Below are 17427 nucleotides of genomic sequence, written 5' to 3' on the forward strand. Positions count from 1 at the left end.
GCGGTAGTCTATTATTGCATGGCCGGTGGGCGGGGGGGTATCGGTCGCGGTCTGTTTTTTGTGTCGGTCAGCTGAAGGAATGCCGTGACGGTGTCAGGCTTACAGGGTCGGGTTATGCGGTGGGTAGTCGCATAGGACGAAGCCCGACGAAGGGGTTGGCCGTGATGGTGCCTGGACGGCGCCGCTAGATGATAAGATTGTTCTTTACCGCGTAGAGGGTCAGTTCCGCGTTCTTCTTCATGTCCATCTTGTCGAGTATCCTTGTCCGGTAGGTGCTGATGGTCTTCGCGCTGAGGCACAGCTCTTCGGCCACCTCGCTTACGGACAGTCCGGAGGCAAGCATGAGCATGACCTGGTATTCACGGTTGGAGAGCCTTTCGTGGCGGGGTTTTTCCGCGCCCGCGTCGAGTTCGAAGGCGAGCTTTTCAGCAAGGGAAACGGTGACGTACTTGCCGCCGCGGGAGACCTTGCGGATCGCGCTTATCAACTCCTGGGGGGCGCTTGCCTTCGTCAGATAACCGGAGGCACCGGCGCGGAGCATCCGGACGGCGTACTGCTCCTCAGGATGCATGCTCAGGATGAGGACAGGCACCCTGGGTTTCATGACCTTGATCTCTTCAAGGACCTCGAGTCCGCTTTTCCCCGGCATGGAGATATCGAGGAGGACGAGGTCGAAGTCTTTTGCCGTCATCTTGAGCAGCACCTCCTGCCCGCTTTCCGCCTCATCCTCGACGGTCATGTCATCGAGGCCGGCGAGTATCTGTTTGATGCCTTCCCGGACCACCGAGTGATCGTCAGCAACAAGGATCCGTATCATGTCATCTCCTCCTGTTGCGCATGGGTATCCGGACCTTTATCGTCGTTCCCCTGCGCTGCCTGCCGCTGATAGTCACGCTGCCTCCCCACAGGTTGACCCGTTCCCGGATGCCGATGATCCCGAACGATTTTGGATTCTCTATTTCCGCCCGGGTGATGCCCCTTCCGTTGTCGGTCACTTCGAGGCAAAGGCTGCCGCCTTTTTGGAACAGGCGGACACGAACATGTGTCGCTCCGGAATGACGGGCGACGTTCGTCAGCGTCGCCTGGAATATGCGAAAGAGGGCGGTGGCCTGGTCTTTGTCGACGGAACCGTCCTCACAGTCGAAACGGGCGTCGCACTGGACGCCTGTCCTTCCCTGAAATTCCCCGACCTGCCACTCCATTGCGGCGGCAAGACCGAGGTCATCGAGGAGTATGGGTCGAAGCTCCGTGGAGATGCGGTGGACACTGTCTATTGTCCTGTCGACGAGATTGCGCATCCGCTGCACCTTGCCGGCGAGCGCCAGGTCTCCCGGCGGGATCGAAGAACTGAGCCATGCAAGGTCCATCTGGAGGGCCGTGAGCGATTGTCCCAGTTCGTCGTGTATCTCCCTGGCTATGCGCGTGCTTTCCTTCTCTCGCACGGATTGAAGGTAGATCGACAGCTCCCGGAGCTGTTCCCGGGAATTTGCCAGTTCCTGCTCGGCCAGCCTCTGCTCCGTGATGTCTTCGTAGGTGATGACTATCCTGCGCTGTTTCAGCGCGTCCCCGATCCGGGCGGACCTCATGCGGCAGAGGATGTCCCTGCCGTCCTTGCGCCGGCAATTGAACTCGGCGACGAAGGTGCGCTGATGTTCCAGGGTGCTGTAGAAGTCGCGGCCGATCTCCTCCGCCTCTTTCTCGTTCCGGTAGAAGAGAGTCACGCTCTTGCCGATGAGTTCCTCCGGTCGCCAGCCGAAGACCTCTTCGACTGCCGTGTTGGCGAAGTTGATCCGCCTGTCCTCGAGGCCGACAACGGCCTGCGGGATGGCATCGAGGATGGACGACTTGAGGGCGTCCAGTTCCTGGAGGCTTTCCTTTGCCACCTTGTGTTCCGTGATGTCCATCGAATTGCCCAGAACGGCTTTCTGGCCTTTGAAAATGATGGGTGTAACCGTTTCCATGACCCATCTTACCTGTCCCTGCTTTGTCATGAGCCGGTATTCAAAGGGAGTAAGGCGGCGGCCTTTCAGCATGTCGACGGCTTCCTTGACGGCTGCCACCCTGTCATCGGGATGGACAACGCTGAGGGGGTCCATTTCCAGGAGTTCCGCCTCGGTGTAGCCGGTGTACTCCTGGATATGGAGATTGACGAACTGGAACCTTTTGTTGACGGCAATATAGACACCTACCTGCAGGTTGTTGGCGAGTGTCTTGTAGAGTTCCGTCTCGGCGGAGGCCGACATGTTCAGCCGTTCGCGCTCGAGGCCTCTTCCTGATTTCAGCACCGTCTGTGCCAGTTTCCTCTTCATAGCCGCACCTTGCCGCGTCAGTGTTCCAGGGTCAGAGTTCCAGGTCCCAGGCTCCGCATTCCGGGATCAGCAACGTCTGGCGTCGAACAATGAACGTGGAACTGTCCTGCCGTTGAGCCACCTTTGTTGTGGGATTGATAAAGGTGAGGGTCTGTCTCAACACAAGCCGATGAGAGATCCAATTTGGCCGGACGTTCATGTTCGCTCCGGCATCATGTTCAATATTACAATTCCCCGCCGCCGATGTCAATCTTTTGCCGTGATGTTAGGATGTTATTGACAGAAAACTGACTGACTGATACCATCAGGGGTAACAGAATATACGCAGCAAAAGGGGGATGACATGGATCTGTTCGCGGCTATGCGCGGAAGGAGAAGCTGCAGGGATTACCTGCCGGACCCGGTAGGAGACGATGTGGTCGAAAAGGTCCTGGAGGCCGCAACGTGGGCGCCATCACCGCTCAACATGCAGCCCTGGGAATTCTTCGTCGTCACCGATGCGGCGGTGAGAGAGAGGATCTTTGACGAGGCGCAGAGATGCCGGCTGTGGGCGCTGGAGAGGAGCGGCTGGAAGTGGCTCGATTCATACAGCGTGGATTTCCTGAAGCAGGCGCCCGTCATTGTAGCGGTGGTGGGTGACCCCGGGAAGACGGGCGTGGATATGTTCATGGAAGAGGGTAGTATGGGATACCAGGCGGCATGCGCCGCCGCGGTCCAGAACATGCACCTTGCCGCGTACTCTCTCGGATTGGGCTCGCTCTGGTTCACCCTGTTCGACAAGAAGGCCTTACGAGAGATACTGGGGATCGACGGGGCGAAGGTGCCTCTTGCCCTCGTGTGCCTGGGCAAAAGGGCGTCGGATATCCGAGAGGTCCCGAGAAAGGCCGTGAAGGACAGGACGACGTACCTGCGCTGAGGCGTCCGGTTCACCGGGGTCGGGAGAAGACGCTGTCTGCGGGCCACGACGGGAGCGGACCTCCCGCTGTCATCCTGCCATTTCCGGTCCCGTGAACTCCCACTGGCACCAGCTGCCCGGGGGGTGAGGACCTGGAGGACAGTATCTGCAGGATACCTTTACTCTGGGGTCGATTATCGCGATGACATTCGCGAACCCATGGTCAAAGGTGGGCCGGCAGGCGAAGACCTCCTTGCCCGACCGCAGCCTCGCCTCCTGGGGAGGGCAGGAAAGAACCGTCAGGAGAGCTCTATCACCGTCCCGTTCGATCCCGTAGGAACACTTCGCCGCCCAGCTCATGAGGTTTATGGTGCTGAGGACGGCATCGAGTCCTCCGTTCTCCGGGAGGGCAAGGACCTCCTTTATCCGCCGCGCTTCCACCTTCGAGGAGACATCCCACATATGGATATCGATCTCAAGGGCCTTCTCGGTCCCGTAACGGTCCTCCACCCCGGAGAACCAGAGCCCGTCGCAGGTGTGCCAGTTCCATGAGTACATCTTGATGAGCTCTATCAGCTTTTGCTTCGGAAATCGTTCCAATTGAGCGTGAACGGGGTTCCGCACATCTTCCATGATGCCTTCGCCTCCTGTATGTATGATGGCTACAGGAACAGTATGGCACGATGGGGGCGAGAAACAAAACAATTCCCAAAAGAAGCACTGAAAAGTAATATACATATGACATGCTTTCGGGCGATGAATGTCAGCGGGGGGCTTGAACAATGAAAAACAGGTATCCGATAGCGACACTGCCGTTACTGGCCGTATGTCTCGCGGCGCTGGCCATTCTTCTTTCCGTCAGCGGCATTGCGGTCTCCGGGGAAAGGGTCTTCAGGAACGTCATCGTACTTGTGGGGGACGGAATGGGTTCTACCCATACAACCCTGGCGAGATGGTACAAGGGCGCCCCTCTCTCGCTCGACGCGATGTATGTGGGAGGGATGCGGACCTACAGTGCCGACTCCCTGATAACCGGCTCCGCGCCTGCGGCGACGGCCCTGGCGTGCGGTTTCAAGTCCATGGGGAGATCCGTGGGCATAATGCCATGCGGCGCCGCCATCGTGCCGGGGGTTTTCGATCCCGGAGAGTCCCGGTGCAAGCCGATAGCGTCCGTGCTGGAGGGGGCGAAATTGAGCGGCAGGTCCGTGGGTCTCGTGGCCACCTCCAACATCCAGCACGCGACTCCCGCCGCCTTCTCCTCGCACTGGCCCGACAGGGCGGATTACGACGAGATCGCAAAACAACAGGTTCATCAGGACATCGACGTCGTCCTGGGAGGCGGGAGGCGATACCTGCTTCCCGCGGGCAAGGGAGGTACGCGAAAGGGTGACGAGGACCTCATCGGCGTCCTCCGGTCAAAGGGCTACCGTCTCGTAGCGAACAGGGAGGAGATGCTGGGAGCCGTATCACCGAAGCTCTGGGGCCTGTTTGCCGATGACGCGCTGGCGTACGATCTTGACAGAAAGAGCCTGTCGCCGGGCGAACCAGGCCTGTCGGAGATGACGGCCAAGGCGATCGAGGTCCTGTCGAAGAACCCGAAGGGCTTTTTTCTCTTCGTGGAGGGAAGCAAGATCGACTGGGCCTCGCACGCGAACGACCCTGTTGGGGTGATAAGCGATGTCCTTGCCTTCGATGAGGCCGTTGGGATCGCCCTCGATCTTGCGCGCAAGGATGGCGGTACCATGGTGATCGCGTTTTCGGACCATGGAAATGGCGGCATGTCGATAGGGAACCGGGTGACGGACAAAACGTACTCCCGGCTCCGGCATGAACAGGTTGTCGGCCCTCTCAGGAAGGCGTCTCTCACCGGTGAAGGTATCGAGAAGGTGTTGAAGGGTGACAGGTCGGAGGACAACGTGAAGAGGGTGATATCGGAATATCTCGGGATAGACGACCTGACACCGGAGGAGATGGCGGTCGTCCGGTCCGCGAAGCCCGGAAGGATGAATGGAGCAACAGGCCCTGTCGTGAGCGCGCGAAGCGGTGTGGGCTGGACGACCCAGGGGCATACGGGCGAAGACCTCTTCTTCTATTATTATGGTATCGACAGACCTCTGCGGATGACAGAGAACTCTGACATAGCCCATATCACCGCAAAGGCGATGGGATTCGCCCTCGCCGATGTGGACAGACGCCTTTTCATCCCCGCCGACGAGGCTTTCAATGGAGTCGGAACATCGGTGACCCTGGACCGCAGGGACTCCCGCAACATGGTCCTCATCGTCGAATCGGCGGGCAAGAGGGCGGAGCTGCCCCTGAGCAAGAACATCATGAAGATAAAGGGAAAGACGGAAACCACCCGCACACTGGAAGGCATCACCGTCCTCGCCCCCCAAACGGGCAAAGTCTACATCCCCCGGCAGGCGGTGGACATCTTTAAGAATGTTCAATAGTTCAAGAGTTCAAAAGTTCAAGAGTAAAAGACAAAAAGGGCACCGGCGCCTTCGGCAGGTGTACGAATTCCCTTGGCAGCCGACCCCCTTCGCGGTCTTTCCCTTGAACCCTTGAACCCTTGAACCCTTGAACCCTTGAACTGTTTTTACTGTGAGAGTCTTTCGGATATCTTACGGGCGGTGCCGACGAGGCGCTGTGCCATTTCCGGCAGTTTGTCGGTGGGCATGGAACCGGTGAAACCGAGGATGCAGATGGCCCCAACGGGGTAATCGTTGGCGTAGACGAGGGTGGCTATCGCCCTGACGCCCATGAGATACTCTTCGAGATCGAGGCTGTAATGACGTTTCCGTGTCACCCGTATCTCATCGATGAAGCGGTCGAGGTCGGTGATGCTGTTCGGAGTATACCTGGGCAGGCCCTTTTCCTTGAGAAAATCGCGGATATCCGCATCTTCCATGGGGGCGAGAAAGGCCTTGCAGAAGACGGATGCCGTGATGGGGAGCCGTGTTCCGACGGGGGACGATATCTTGAGCTTCTTCCGTGTCTCTATCGTATCGATGACCTTGACGACGCTATCCTCCCGGACACAAAGGAAGACCGTCTCGTCGACGTCCTCGACAAGCTTTTCGAGGAAGGGACGCGCGACGGAGCTGAGCTCCCCGCCCTGAAGCACCCTCTTCGCGATCTTGAAGAGTTCCTCGCCTATCGTGTAGCGCTTCGTGGACTTGCTCTTCACGATGAGGTTCTCTTCCTGCAGGGCTTTGAGTATGCCAAAGACCGTGCTTTTGCTCAATGCAAGAGTTCGTGCGATCTCCGTTACACCCAGGGGCCGCTTGCTGTCTACGATGAGTGAAAGGACCTCAAAGGTTTTCTTTATGACGGGCGCGCTGTACATAATTCACGATGGTGAACACTATATAGTATCAGAGTTCTTTTGTCAACGTTAATCTGTTGATAATACAGCTTTAAAAAGGGTGACACCAGATAGCCACGTCTACATTTATGATAGTGAACGCGCTACTCCGGTAGGCGGCACCAGGAACGGCGGCACCGGAAATTTAGGGTATGTTCAAAGGTGGGAGAATTTGGTACAATGATGTGTCTGAAAACTATGCCGCCAGAATACAGAATAAGATTTCTGCCGATGGAGCGCACCATCCCGGCAGAAGAAGGAGAGGACTTACTCGAGATCGCCATGAAGGCGGGGGTGCATATCAATGCGTCCTGCGGAGGAAGGGGAGTCTGCGGAAAGTGCAGGGTACGGATGACAGAGGGCACCCTCAACTCATCCACCCATCCTTCCATCAGTGAGGAGGACTACGCCGCGGGGATGCGTCTTGCCTGCGTTTCCACCGTCAGCAGCGATGCCGTGATCGAGATCCCGCTGGAATCGCAGGTGGACAGAAGCGTCCTGAGAAGATCGACCGTGATGAGCGACGTGGACGCGGGAGGGATCGACGAGGTGCTCCTCGGCGAATACGGCCGGGAGCCGCTGGTGGAAAGGTTCAATCTCGATATCCATCGTCCCGACGCGCAGGACAATGTTTCAGACGCGGCGAGGATAGCACGGGCATTGGCGTCAGAGCCGGGATGCGGGGAATCCGTCATGCTGCCCTTGAGGGTGATGCGGGGCCTCGGTGCAAGGCTCAGGGACGCGGGCTGGAGTGTCACCGTCGATGTGGTCATGAGCGGCCGGAAAGAGATCACATCCATCACGAAGGTTGATGCCGGGGCGTCCCATTGCGCCATTGCCGTCGACATCGGGACGACCACCGTTGCCGCCCAGCTCCTCTCCTGTGACCGGGAGGACGGGGAGGGCATCATCCTCGCGTCCTCTTCGGACTACAACAGGCAGATCAGTTTCGGAGAGGACGTCATCAGCAGGATCATGTACGCGGGAAAACTGAGCGGGCTCAAGAAGCTTCAGGAGGTCGTCGTTTCCACGGTGAACCTCCTCATCGGTGAGCTCCTGGAAGAGACGGGTGTTGACAGGGCGGACATAAGCCACGTCGTCGTGGCCGGGAACACGACGATGATGCACCTTTTTTACGGGATAGAGCCGAAATACATCATGCTTGCCCCCTACACCCCGCTTGCGACGGCCTTCCCACCGATCGACTGCGGGGAGGCCGGTCTCGAGACCGCGCCCCATACGCGTCTGTTTGCCATTCCGGGTGTTTCATCCTACGTGGGGGGAGACATCGTGTCCGGGGTGGCGCTTTCGGGCATGACGGAAAGGGACGGCGTATCACTTTTCATGGATATCGGGACCAATGGCGAGCTAGTGCTCGGGAACGGGCAATGGCTCCTGTGCGCGTCCTGTTCCGCCGGTCCTGCTTTTGAGGGCGGAGGCATCGAGTTCGGCACGCGGGCGGCCCCGGGTGCCATCGAAAAGGTGCGCATCAACCCTGCCACCCTGGAGCCGATGATCCTCACCATAGGCAGGAAAAAGCCGCTCGGCATCTGCGGTTCCGGGCTCATCGACATCGTGGCGGAGCTTCTTCTCGCGGGTGTCATCGACCGCAACGGGAAGTTTTCGGGCGGGCTAAAGACGAAAAGGGTACGGGACGGCTCGAACGGCCGGGAGTATGTCCTGTGTTTCGCCTCGGAAACGAATATCGAGCGGGACATCGTCATTACCGAGATAGACCTCGACAACATCATGCGGACGAAGGCGGCGGTGTACGCGGGTTGCTCGGTGCTCCTCGAGAATGGAGGCCTTGCATTTGGCGATCTCGATATGGTTATTATTGCGGGAGGCTTCGGTCACTCCATAGACGTCGAAAAGGCGATCGTCATGGGTCTTTTACCCGAACTGCCGGCAGAGCGTTTCCGGTTCATGGGGAACGCGTCGCTGGGAGGCGCCAGGATAGCGGCGGTCTCCCGAAGGTTTTTCGATAAGGCGGGTGAGGTGGCGCGGTCGATGACAAACATCGAGTTGTCGAATAGTACGCAATTCATGGACGAATTCATGGCGGCGATGTTCCTCCCCCACACGGACGGCAGGGCCTTTCCGGAGACGATGAAGGCCCTGGAGAAAGAACAGGTCATAGGTCATAGGTAATAGGTAATAGGTTATGAGAAGAGAGACGAAAATGGATCGTGGATCATGGGTCGCATGTTATGGAATAGATGAAAAAAGGTCTTTCCCATTACCCATCACCCATCACCCATCACCTGCCTCCGCAGGAGGCCCCTGTGCCTAAAGTGATCGCGCTTGCGGGTAAAGGCGGTGTTGGCAAGACTACCATAGGAGGAATGCTCGTCAGGTATCTCGTCGAAAAGGCGGGGAAGGGACCGGTGCTTGCCGTGGATGCCGATCCCAACTCGAATCTCAACGAGGTGCTGGGTCTCAGCGTCCACGCCACGATCGGAGAGGCACGGGAGAAGCTTAAGGAGGATGTCCCCACGGGGATGAGCAAGGACAACTGGCTGGAGTACAAGGTCCAGGAGGCGGTCATCGAGGCGAAGGGTTTCGATCTTCTCGTCATGGGAAGGCCCGAGGGCCCCGGGTGTTACTGCGCGGCAAACAGCATGGCGAAGAAGTATATCGACGCACTGAAGGGCAACTACGCCTTCGTGGTGGTCGACAACGAAGCGGGCATGGAGCACATGAGCCGGCTCGTGACGCAGGACGTAGATATCCTTTACGTGGTATCCGACCCGACGCCGCGGGGGATCCTTACAGTGTCGCGGATCCTGTCGATCATAGGCGAACTCGGTCTTCATATAAGAAAGACCGTTGTCATAGTCAACCGCGTGAGCGGGAAGGACGGAGGTATGCTGGAGAAGGTCGCCCGGGAAAGAGGTGTCGCGATAGGCGGCATCGTCAGGGACGATGAGGACCTCGTTCGCGCCGACGCGGAAGGAAAGAGCGTTTTCGAGCTCCCATCCGCGTCGGGCTCGCTTGTGGATGCCTGGGCCATCTTCGAGAGGACGATGGGATCTGACGGGGCGGCAAGTCTGTGATTAAGGGGGGTGTATGACGGCAAGGATCCTGAGCGGAACAGACGCGGCGAAACAGGTCCGGGAGCGAATAGCCCGGGACGTGGTGGCGCTTCGCGAGAGAACAGGTGTCACGCCGGGTCTCGTGACCATTCTCGTTGGCGACAACCCCGCCTCGGTGAGCTATGTCACCGGAAAGCAGAGGACGGCCAGGGAGCTTGGCTTCTACTCAGTTCAGGACGACCAGCCGGAAGGCGTATCGGAGGAGGAGCTTCTCGACCTCATCCAGAAGTACAACAGCGACCCCTCCATACACGGCATCCTCGTGCAGCTGCCGTTGCCCAAGCATATCAACGAGACGAGGGTTCTCTATGCGATAGACCCCGACAAGGACGTGGACGGTCTGCACCCCATGAACCTGGGCAGGCTCATGATAGGCGAGGCGCGTTTCTATCCCTGCACGCCCTTCGGCATCAGGGAGCTTCTCGGGATGGCGGGCGTGGAGACGAAGGGCGCGGAGGTCGTCGTCGTCGGGAGAAGCAACCTTGTCGGCAAGCCGATCTCCATGATGCTTGTCCAGAAAGAGGTGAACGCCAACGCCACGGTGACCATGTGCCACACCTCGACAAGGGACCTCGGGTGGCACACCCGGAGGGCGGACATCCTCATAGTCGCGGCGGGCAAGGCAAAGGCGATAACCGCCGACATGGTCAAGGACGGTGCCGTCGTGATAGATGTCGGCGTCAACAGGATAGGCATGACCGCGGAGGGCAAGGCGAAACTCTGCGGTGACGTCGATTTCGAGACGGTGAAGGAGAAGGCCTCTGTCATCACACCCGTTCCGGGTGGTGTGGGGCCCATGACGATCACCATGCTCATGCAGAACACGCTCAAGGCGGCTGAAATGGCCGCGGAAGGGAAGTGAGACATGGAAGATTACAGGTACGAGGAGAAGGAAGACCACGCGGGCAGGAAGGTGAAGGTCCTCGGGGCCACCTTCGAGGAAGGCAAGCCCGAGGAGCGCGGAGACTGGCGGGAGAAGCTTTCCAGCCGCGATGAAAGACTCGGGTTCATACGCTCTGCCATGCGTTACTGGTACAGCGCCGACTGGTACGGGAGCGAGAAGAGAAAACAGGAAGCCTGAGGGTGACGTTCATATATAGTTCAGCACTGGGGAGGAAGAGATGGCCTTTGAGATTCCTAAGATAAAGTATACCGGGAAGATCCGGGAGGTTCAGTTGGGCACGGGGCCGAAGGCGGTACGCATAGGCGGCGCGAGCTGTTACCCCTTCCACCGTTTCGAGGGCGATATGCCCAATGTTCCACGGGTCGCCTTCGAGGTCTGGGACGGACCTCCCGAAGAATGGCAGGAGTGGGCCATCGAGCCTTACCGGGATGTGCTCTCCGATCCCGTTGCCTGGGCAAGGAAATGCGTCGATGCCTATGGGGCCGAGATGATCGTCCTCCAGCTTAGAAGCGCCGACCCGAACGGTGAGAACAAAGGGACCGAAGACGTCGTCGAGGTCGTGAAGAAAGTGGCTGACGCCATCGAAGTGCCCCTTCTCGTCTGGGGAACGGCGAACGACGAGAAGGACGGCGAGCTCTTAAGAAGGGTCGCCGAGGCCTGCGAGGGCAGGAATGTGGCCGTCGGTCCCGTTTCGGACAAGAACTACAAGCAGATAGGAGCCATGGCCATCGGTTACGGCCAGGTCGTCATGGCGTCCTCTCCCATAGACGTCAACCTGGCGAAACAGCTCAACATCCTGCTTGGCAACCTTGGGGTCAACGAGGAGAAGATCGTCATCGATCCCACGACGGGAGGCCTCGGCTATGGCCTCGAATACACCTATTCGGTGATGGAGCGCGACAGGATGGCGGCACTCACGCAGGAGGACGCCAAGCTCCAGTTCCCCATCATCTGCAACCTTGCCCCGGAGGTATGGAAGACCCGGGAGACGAGGCTGACGAAGGACGAGGACCCGAAGCTGGGCGAGGAGAGGAGGCGCTCCATCCTCATGGAGGCGGTCACCGCGATAACGCTTCTTGTCGCCGGGGCGGACATCGTCGTAATGCGCCATCCCGACAGCGTGTCCCTCGTCAGGGGCATGATCGGCGAGCTCTGCGCGTAAGGCGCAAAAGGAGAGACAATGGCCGACGGCAAGGAAAAGAGCATCGACAAGGCAACATTGGAACTCATCGACAAGGCCGAACGCGAGGGTATCTCAACGGTTTTCTCCCGCGCCGACGTGATGAGACCCTGTCCGATCGGGGTGGAAGAGAGCTGTTGCAAGATCTGCTCCATGGGGCCTTGCAGGATGCCGCGCTCAAAGAAAGGCGAAAGCTCGCAACGTATGGGTGTTTGTGGCGCGACTGTCGATACCGTGGTGGCCAGAAATTTTGCCAGGAAAGTCGCGGCCGGTTCGGCAGCCCACTCGGACCACGCCCGCGAGGTCGTTATGACCTTTCTGAAAACTGCCCGGGGCGAGTCGCAGGGTTTTTCCATCAAGGACGAGATAAAGCTTTTAGAGGTTGCTCTGGACTTCGGCATCGACATAGAGAAGCGTGACGTGAAAGACATAGCCATAGAGCTTGGGGAAAAGGCACTGAACGAGTTCGGCAAGCAGAGCGGCGAGCTCATCTACGCGGGAAAGGCGCCTCTGCGCAGACAGGAGATCTGGAGAAAACTGGGGGTCCTGCCGCGCGGCATAGACCGCGAGATAGTGGAGGTGATGCACAGGACCCACATGGGGGTGGATCAGGATTACCGGCACATCCTTCAGCAAGCCGCGCGCGCGGCGATCGCTGATGGCTGGGGCGGTTCGATGATATCCACGGAGCTTCAGGATATCATGTTCGGCACACCTGTTCCGGTGCTCGGCTCCATCAATCTCGGTGTTTTGAAGGAAGACCATGTAAATGTCGTGGTCCACGGCCACGAGCCGCTCTTGCCCGAGATGCTCGTTGCCGCGAGCCATGATCCCGGTATCAGGGAGCTCACGGAGAAGGTCGGGGCAAAGGGTGTGAACCTGACGGGTATGTGCTGCAGCGCCAACGAGATACTCATGCGTCACGGCATACCCTGTGCCGGCAATTTCTTGCAGCAGGAACTGGCCCTCGTCACGGGTGCCGTCGAACTCATGACCGTCGACGTGCAGTGCCAGATGCAGGGGCTGGCGAGCGTGGCGGAATGTTTTCACACGAGACTCATCACCACCTCCGACAGGGCCATGATCGAGGGGGCCGAGCATATCGAATTCCATCCGGAACAGGGGCTCGACATCGCGAAAAGAATTCTCACGATGGCCATCGAGAATTACCCCAAGAGGCGCCACGCGGTGTACATTCCGGCAGAGAGCCAGGACATGGTGGCGGGTTTCAGCCACGAGACGATAACCTACCTGCTGGGAGGTCTCTTCCGGGCGAGCTACAGGCCGCTCAACGATAATATCGCCAATGGAAGGATAAGAGGTGTGGCCGGCGTCGTCGGGTGCAATAACGTGAGAACGCAGCATGATGCCGCCCATCTGGCCATGATAAAGGAGCTCATCAGGAACGACGTCCTCGTCCTGACGACTGGTTGCAGCGCCATGGCCTGCGGCAAGGCCGGGCTTCTGACGGCGGAAGCGGCGCATCTTAATGCGGGCGGAGGGCTCGCGGAGGTGTGCGAGGCCATAGGGATCCCTCCCGTCCTTCATCTTGGCTCCTGTGTCGACAATTCCAGGATACTCATAGCGGCGACGGCCATGGTGAAGGAAGGCGGTCTTGGCGACGACCTCTCCGATCTGCCGGCGGCCGGCGCGGCGCCGGAGTGGATGAGCGAAAAGGCCATCTCCATCGGTCAGTACTTCGTTGCCTCAGGGATCTTTACCGTTTTTGGCACCACCTGGCCCACGCTGGGGAGCGAGAATGTCACGGAACACCTTTTCCATGAATACGAAGATATGTACAAGGGGATGTGGGCCTTCGAGCAGGACCCCGTCAAGGCGGCCGCGCTCATGATCGCCCACATCGACAAGAAGCGCAAGGCCCTGGGTATCGATAAGGGGCGTGAACGCGTTCTTTTCGACATGGCCATGAGAAGGGCGATGGAGTAAGGGATATGACGGGGACTGCGGCTATTCGGGACGTGAAAGACGAAAGGGTGGATGAATGTCCAAGATCATAGCATCTGCGGCGATACGGGGCGCCCGGAAGATCTTCGCCCAGGCCGAGGCGAAATATCGCGAGGCCCTGGAAAGACACGGGCCTGACCAGGAGATCGGTTTTCCGAACACGGCATACTACCTGCCCATCATATACTCGATGACGGGTATAGCGGTCTCGAAGGTGAAGGACATGGAGCGTGTCCTCGATATGTGCCGGAGACTCATCCCGCCTCCCGTCAGGGAGAGCGTTCCCCTCCCGTACCTGGCCCCTGCCCTCGACGCGGGCATGGCCACCTTCTTCGCGGAAGAGATGATAGAGGCCGTGCGTTATCTCGAAGAACCAGACAGGTACGCGGCCGACTCCGAAGAGGTGACGGAAGGGACGATGTGGCTGGGGGCCGCGAACGACGTGATCTTCAGGAAGAGGGGGGTCGAGTTCGTCGACGGGACCGCCCCCGGTTTCGCGGCCATAGCCGGCGCGGCCCCGGACGCGGGGACAGCGGCAAAGATCGCCCTTGAGCTCCAGGAGAAGAACCTCTACGTCTTCATGGTCGGGCAGAACGGTGGGAAGCGTTTTGCCGAGCAGCTTGTTGAGGCAGGGGTCCAGATAGGCTGGCCGACGCGTCTTGTTCCCTTCGGGCCCGATATGCAGCAGGCGGTCTTCGCCATCGGATTCGCCTGTCGCGTCGCCATGGCCTTCGGCGGTATTCGCCCGGGCGATTTCCGACGGAACCTCATATACAACAAGGACAGGACATATGCCTTTGTCCTTGCTCTCGGGGACGTGACCGATGAATGGTACGCCAACGCCGCGGGGGCGATCAACTGGGGTTTCCCGACGATCGCCGACACGCCCATACCGCAGGTCCTTCCGACGGGCATCTGCACCTACGAGCACGTGGTTTCAAACATACCTCACGACCAGATCGTGCAGAAGGCTGTGGAGGTCCGGGGTCTCAAGGTCCAGGTAGCGAAGGTCCCCATCCCCGTGTCCTACGGTCCCGCTTTCGAAGGTGAACGTGTCCGCGGAGAGGATATCTACCTCGAGATGGGCGGCGGACGGACGGTCGCGGTGGAGTTGACGACATCGAGGAACATGGAAGAGGTGGAGGACGGACGTGTGGAAGTGATCGGGCCGGATGTCCCCGACGTTGACGCCGGCTCACGGCTCCACTTCGCCATGGTTGCCGAGGTGGCGGGGCGCAACTTCCAGGAGGACTTCGAGCCCATCCTGGAGAGACAGAACCATCACCTTATCAATCAGGCGCAGGGGATCATGCACATCGGCCAGCGCGATATCGCCTGGATAAGGGTATCCCGCCAGGCCGTGGACAAGGGTTTTACTCTCAAGGACATCGGCAGGATCATCCACGCCAAGTACCACCAGGACTTCGGCGCCATCTTCGACAAGGTTGAGGTGAAGATCTATACCGACGAGGCGAAGGTCCGCGAGGTCCTTAACGTTGCCCGGGCCGCGTACGCGCAGAGGGACGCGCGCATCGAGGGAATGACGGACGAGACCACGGAGACCTTCTACTCCTGTATCCTCTGCCAGTCCTTCGCCCCGAGCCACGTCTGTGTCATAAGCCCGGAGAGGACGGGATTGTGCGGGGCATACAACTGGCTCGACTGCCGCGCCGCGTACGAGATCAACCCCGAGGGGCCCAACCAGCCCATCCAGAAGGGCGTCGTCATCGATGAACGGTACGGCCAGTTCCGCGGCTGCAACGAGTACATACGCAAGGCGTCCCGCCAGAAGCTGGAGAACGTGAGCCTCTACAGCCTCATGGTCGATCCCATGACCACCTGCGGCTGCTGTGAATGCATCGCCGCCATCCTGCCCATGTGCAACGCCATCATGACCGTCGATCGTGATTTTACGGATATGACGCCCTGCGGCATGAAATTCACGAGCCTTGCGGGTTCCGTCGGCGGCGGCGCGCAAGTGCCCGGGTTTTTGGGTCACAGCAAGTACAATATCACCCAGAAGAAGTTTTTGAGCGGTGACGGCGGTCTTTTGAGGATCGCCTGGATGCCGAAGAGGCTCAAGGACGAGATCCATGGTCGCCTGAAAAAGAGAGGTGAAGAGCTGGGTTATCCCGATCTTCCTGACATGATCGCCGACGATACAGTGGCAAAGACGGAGGAAGAGGTGCTGGAGTACATAACACAAAAGGGACATCCCTGTTTGGGGATGGAAGATCTGCTGTAAAAGACGGGTGATGGGTAATAGGTGATGGGTGATAGGAAAGACAGATTTCCTTTCCCATGACCCATCACCTATTACCTATGACCTGTATCATTCTGAAAGGAGATTTCGATGGCGTTAACGGGGATACAGATACTGAAGCTTCTTCCCAAGACCAATTGCGGGGAGTGCAAGTTTCCCACCTGCCTTGCCTTTGCCATGGCGCTGGCCGCGGGAAAGACCGAGCTTGACCTGTGCCCGCACGTCTCTGCGGACGCGAAGACCCAGCTTTCCGACGCGAGCGCGCCGCCCATCAGACAGGTGTCCATCGGTGTCGACGATTACGGGGTGAAGATCGGCGGGGAGACGGTGCTCTTTCGTCACGAGAAGACCTTCTTCAACAAACCCGGTATCGCCGTTCTCATAACGGACACGATGGATGACGGCGAGGTGGAACGTCGCCTCACCGCACTGGAGTATTTCCAGTACGAACGCGTGGGTGTGACGATGAAGCCCGAGATGGCCGCTATCAAGTTCACGGGCAACAAGGACAGGTTCATCGCCATCGTGAAGTCCGCTCTTGTGAGGCCCTGCGCTGTCATTCTCGTGTGCGGAGAGGTGCAGGTGATGAAGGAGGCCCTCGATATCGTGCGGGACAAAAAGCCCCTCATATACGCGGCGACACTGGACAATCACGAGGCCTTCGGAGCCCTGGCGAAGGACTACGGAGTGCCCCTTGCCGTTGTCGGCAAAGGGTTCGACGAAGTGGCCGCCCTGACGGAAAAACTGACGGCCATGGGACTCAAGGACCTCGTCATCGACACCTCCGCGCGAGGGGTCAGGGATGCTTTTACGGACCAGATCGCCATCAGGCGCGCCGCACTCATCAGCAAGTTCAAACCACTCGGTTTTCCCACGATCACCTTTCCCTGCGAGATGACGGACGACCCCATGAAGGAGACCTTGATCGCTTCGCTCTTCGTAGCGAAGTACGCGGGGATAATAGTGCTCAGTGATATCACCGGGGAGACCCTGTTCCCCCTTCTCCTCCAAAGGCTTAATATATACACCGATCCCCAGCGCCCCATGACGACGAAGGAAGGCATCTATCCCATCAACAATCCAGATGAGAACTCGCCGGTCCTCGTGACGTGCAATTTCTCGCTCACCTATTTCATCGTCAGCGGGGAGGTCGAGAACTCGCGCGTGCCGAGTTGGCTGTGCATCATGGATACGGAAGGACTCTCTGTGATGACCGCCTGGGCAGCCGGCAAGTTCGTTGGCGACCTGGTCGGCTCCTTCATAAAGAAGTCCGGTGTGGAGGAGAAGATAAAGCACCGCAACCTCATCATCCCCGGCTACGCCGCCGCGATACTGGGAGACCTGGAAGAGGAACTGCAAGGCTGGAAAATAATGATAGGCCCGCGGGAGGCAGCACACCTGCCGGCGTATCTGAAGACGTGGAAATGAGACAGGTGATGGGTAATAGGT

At 58.9% G+C, this 17427-nt stretch carries 14 protein-coding genes; 10 read left to right on the forward strand and 4 right to left on the reverse strand.

Annotated elements, in window-relative coordinates; translation table 11 throughout:
• Positions 1–184 precede the first annotated feature (184 nt).
• Positions 185–817, reverse strand: a complete 633-nt coding sequence (locus GXX82_04825; GenBank protein ID NLT22351.1) for a response regulator transcription factor — start codon at positions 815–817, stop codon at positions 185–187.
• A 1-nt stretch (position 818) separates the two neighbouring features.
• A complete protein-coding gene (locus GXX82_04830) occupies positions 819–2309 on the reverse strand; it encodes a PAS domain S-box protein (GenBank protein ID NLT22352.1) in 1491 nt (496 codons plus the stop codon).
• Between the two features lie 343 nt (positions 2310–2652).
• On the opposite strand from GXX82_04830, the gene GXX82_04835 reads away from it, so the two are divergent.
• On the forward strand, positions 2653–3225 hold the full coding sequence (locus GXX82_04835; protein NLT22353.1) for a nitroreductase family protein: 573 nt from the start codon (positions 2653–2655) through the stop codon (positions 3223–3225).
• Between the two features lie 69 nt (positions 3226–3294).
• On the opposite strand, the gene GXX82_04840 is transcribed toward GXX82_04835, so the two are convergent.
• Entirely contained in the window at positions 3295–3837 is a 543-nt protein-coding gene (locus tag GXX82_04840; protein ID NLT22354.1) for a hypothetical protein, read from the reverse strand.
• Between the two features lie 149 nt (positions 3838–3986).
• Here GXX82_04840 and GXX82_04845 point away from each other — a divergent pair, with 149 nt between their 5' ends.
• Positions 3987–5657 (forward strand): alkaline phosphatase, encoded by a 1671-nt coding sequence (locus GXX82_04845; GenBank protein NLT22355.1) that lies wholly within the window; start codon positions 3987–3989, stop codon positions 5655–5657.
• A gap of 146 nt (positions 5658–5803) precedes the next feature.
• Here the strand turns inward: GXX82_04845 and GXX82_04850 are convergent, their stop codons facing one another.
• Positions 5804–6553, reverse strand: coding sequence for an IclR family transcriptional regulator (locus tag GXX82_04850; GenBank protein NLT22356.1), 750 nt, complete (start codon positions 6551–6553; stop codon positions 5804–5806).
• Between the two features lie 249 nt (positions 6554–6802).
• Between GXX82_04850 and GXX82_04855 the strand changes: the two genes are divergently transcribed.
• The 8 genes from GXX82_04855 (at position 6803) to GXX82_04890 (ending at position 17406) form a co-directional block, all read left to right on the forward strand.
• Entirely contained in the window at positions 6803–8722 is a 1920-nt protein-coding gene (locus GXX82_04855; protein ID NLT22357.1) for a DUF4445 domain-containing protein, read from the forward strand.
• A gap of 134 nt (positions 8723–8856) precedes the next feature.
• Positions 8857–9627 carry an AAA family ATPase gene (locus tag GXX82_04860; GenBank protein ID NLT22358.1) on the forward strand — a complete coding sequence of 257 codons (771 nt, stop codon included), beginning with the start codon at positions 8857–8859 and terminating at the stop codon, positions 9625–9627.
• Positions 9628–9640: 13 nt separating this feature from the next.
• On the forward strand, positions 9641–10528 hold the full coding sequence (gene folD, locus GXX82_04865) for a bifunctional methylenetetrahydrofolate dehydrogenase/methenyltetrahydrofolate cyclohydrolase FolD (GenBank protein NLT22359.1): 888 nt from the start codon (positions 9641–9643) through the stop codon (positions 10526–10528).
• 3 nt (positions 10529–10531) lie between these two features.
• Positions 10532–10747 (forward strand): hypothetical protein, encoded by a 216-nt coding sequence (locus GXX82_04870; protein ID NLT22360.1) that lies wholly within the window; start codon positions 10532–10534, stop codon positions 10745–10747.
• A 40-nt stretch (positions 10748–10787) separates the two neighbouring features.
• Positions 10788–11732, forward strand: coding sequence for an acetyl-CoA decarbonylase/synthase complex subunit delta (locus tag GXX82_04875; GenBank protein ID NLT22361.1), 945 nt, complete (start codon positions 10788–10790; stop codon positions 11730–11732).
• A gap of 18 nt (positions 11733–11750) precedes the next feature.
• On the forward strand, positions 11751–13697 hold the full coding sequence (cooS, locus tag GXX82_04880; GenBank protein NLT22362.1) for an anaerobic carbon-monoxide dehydrogenase catalytic subunit: 1947 nt from the start codon (positions 11751–11753) through the stop codon (positions 13695–13697).
• Between the two features lie 55 nt (positions 13698–13752).
• Positions 13753–15960: a CO dehydrogenase/CO-methylating acetyl-CoA synthase complex subunit beta gene (gene cdhC, locus GXX82_04885; GenBank protein NLT22363.1), complete on the forward strand. Its 2208-nt coding sequence runs from the start codon at positions 13753–13755 to the stop codon at positions 15958–15960.
• A 108-nt stretch (positions 15961–16068) separates the two neighbouring features.
• Positions 16069–17406, forward strand: a complete 1338-nt coding sequence (locus tag GXX82_04890) for an acetyl-CoA decarbonylase/synthase complex subunit gamma (protein ID NLT22364.1) — start codon at positions 16069–16071, stop codon at positions 17404–17406.
• Positions 17407–17427: the final 21 nt, after the last annotated feature.

This window comes from Syntrophorhabdus sp. (assembly GCA_012719415.1).
In the GTDB taxonomy this organism is placed as follows: domain Bacteria; phylum Desulfobacterota; class Syntrophorhabdia; order Syntrophorhabdales; family Syntrophorhabdaceae; genus Delta-02.

Coding starts and splice junctions, on each gene's coding strand:
- GXX82_04825 (NLT22351.1), bottom strand. CDS start 817: ATGATACGGATCCTTGTTGCTGACGATCACTCGGTGGTCCGGGAAGGC.
- GXX82_04830 (NLT22352.1), bottom strand. CDS start 2,309: ATGAAGAGGAAACTGGCACAGACGGTGCTGAAATCAGGAAGAGGCCTC.
- GXX82_04835 (NLT22353.1), top strand. CDS start 2,653: ATGGATCTGTTCGCGGCTATGCGCGGAAGGAGAAGCTGCAGGGATTAC.
- GXX82_04840 (NLT22354.1), bottom strand. CDS start 3,837: ATGGAAGATGTGCGGAACCCCGTTCACGCTCAATTGGAACGATTTCCG.
- GXX82_04845 (NLT22355.1), top strand. CDS start 3,987: ATGAAAAACAGGTATCCGATAGCGACACTGCCGTTACTGGCCGTATGT.
- GXX82_04850 (NLT22356.1), bottom strand. CDS start 6,553: ATGTACAGCGCGCCCGTCATAAAGAAAACCTTTGAGGTCCTTTCACTC.
- GXX82_04855 (NLT22357.1), top strand. CDS start 6,803: ATGGAGCGCACCATCCCGGCAGAAGAAGGAGAGGACTTACTCGAGATC.
- folD (NLT22359.1), top strand. CDS start 9,641: ATGACGGCAAGGATCCTGAGCGGAACAGACGCGGCGAAACAGGTCCGG.
- GXX82_04870 (NLT22360.1), top strand. CDS start 10,532: ATGGAAGATTACAGGTACGAGGAGAAGGAAGACCACGCGGGCAGGAAG.
- GXX82_04875 (NLT22361.1), top strand. CDS start 10,788: ATGGCCTTTGAGATTCCTAAGATAAAGTATACCGGGAAGATCCGGGAG.
- cooS (NLT22362.1), top strand. CDS start 11,751: ATGGCCGACGGCAAGGAAAAGAGCATCGACAAGGCAACATTGGAACTC.
- cdhC (NLT22363.1), top strand. CDS start 13,753: ATGTCCAAGATCATAGCATCTGCGGCGATACGGGGCGCCCGGAAGATC.
- GXX82_04890 (NLT22364.1), top strand. CDS start 16,069: ATGGCGTTAACGGGGATACAGATACTGAAGCTTCTTCCCAAGACCAAT.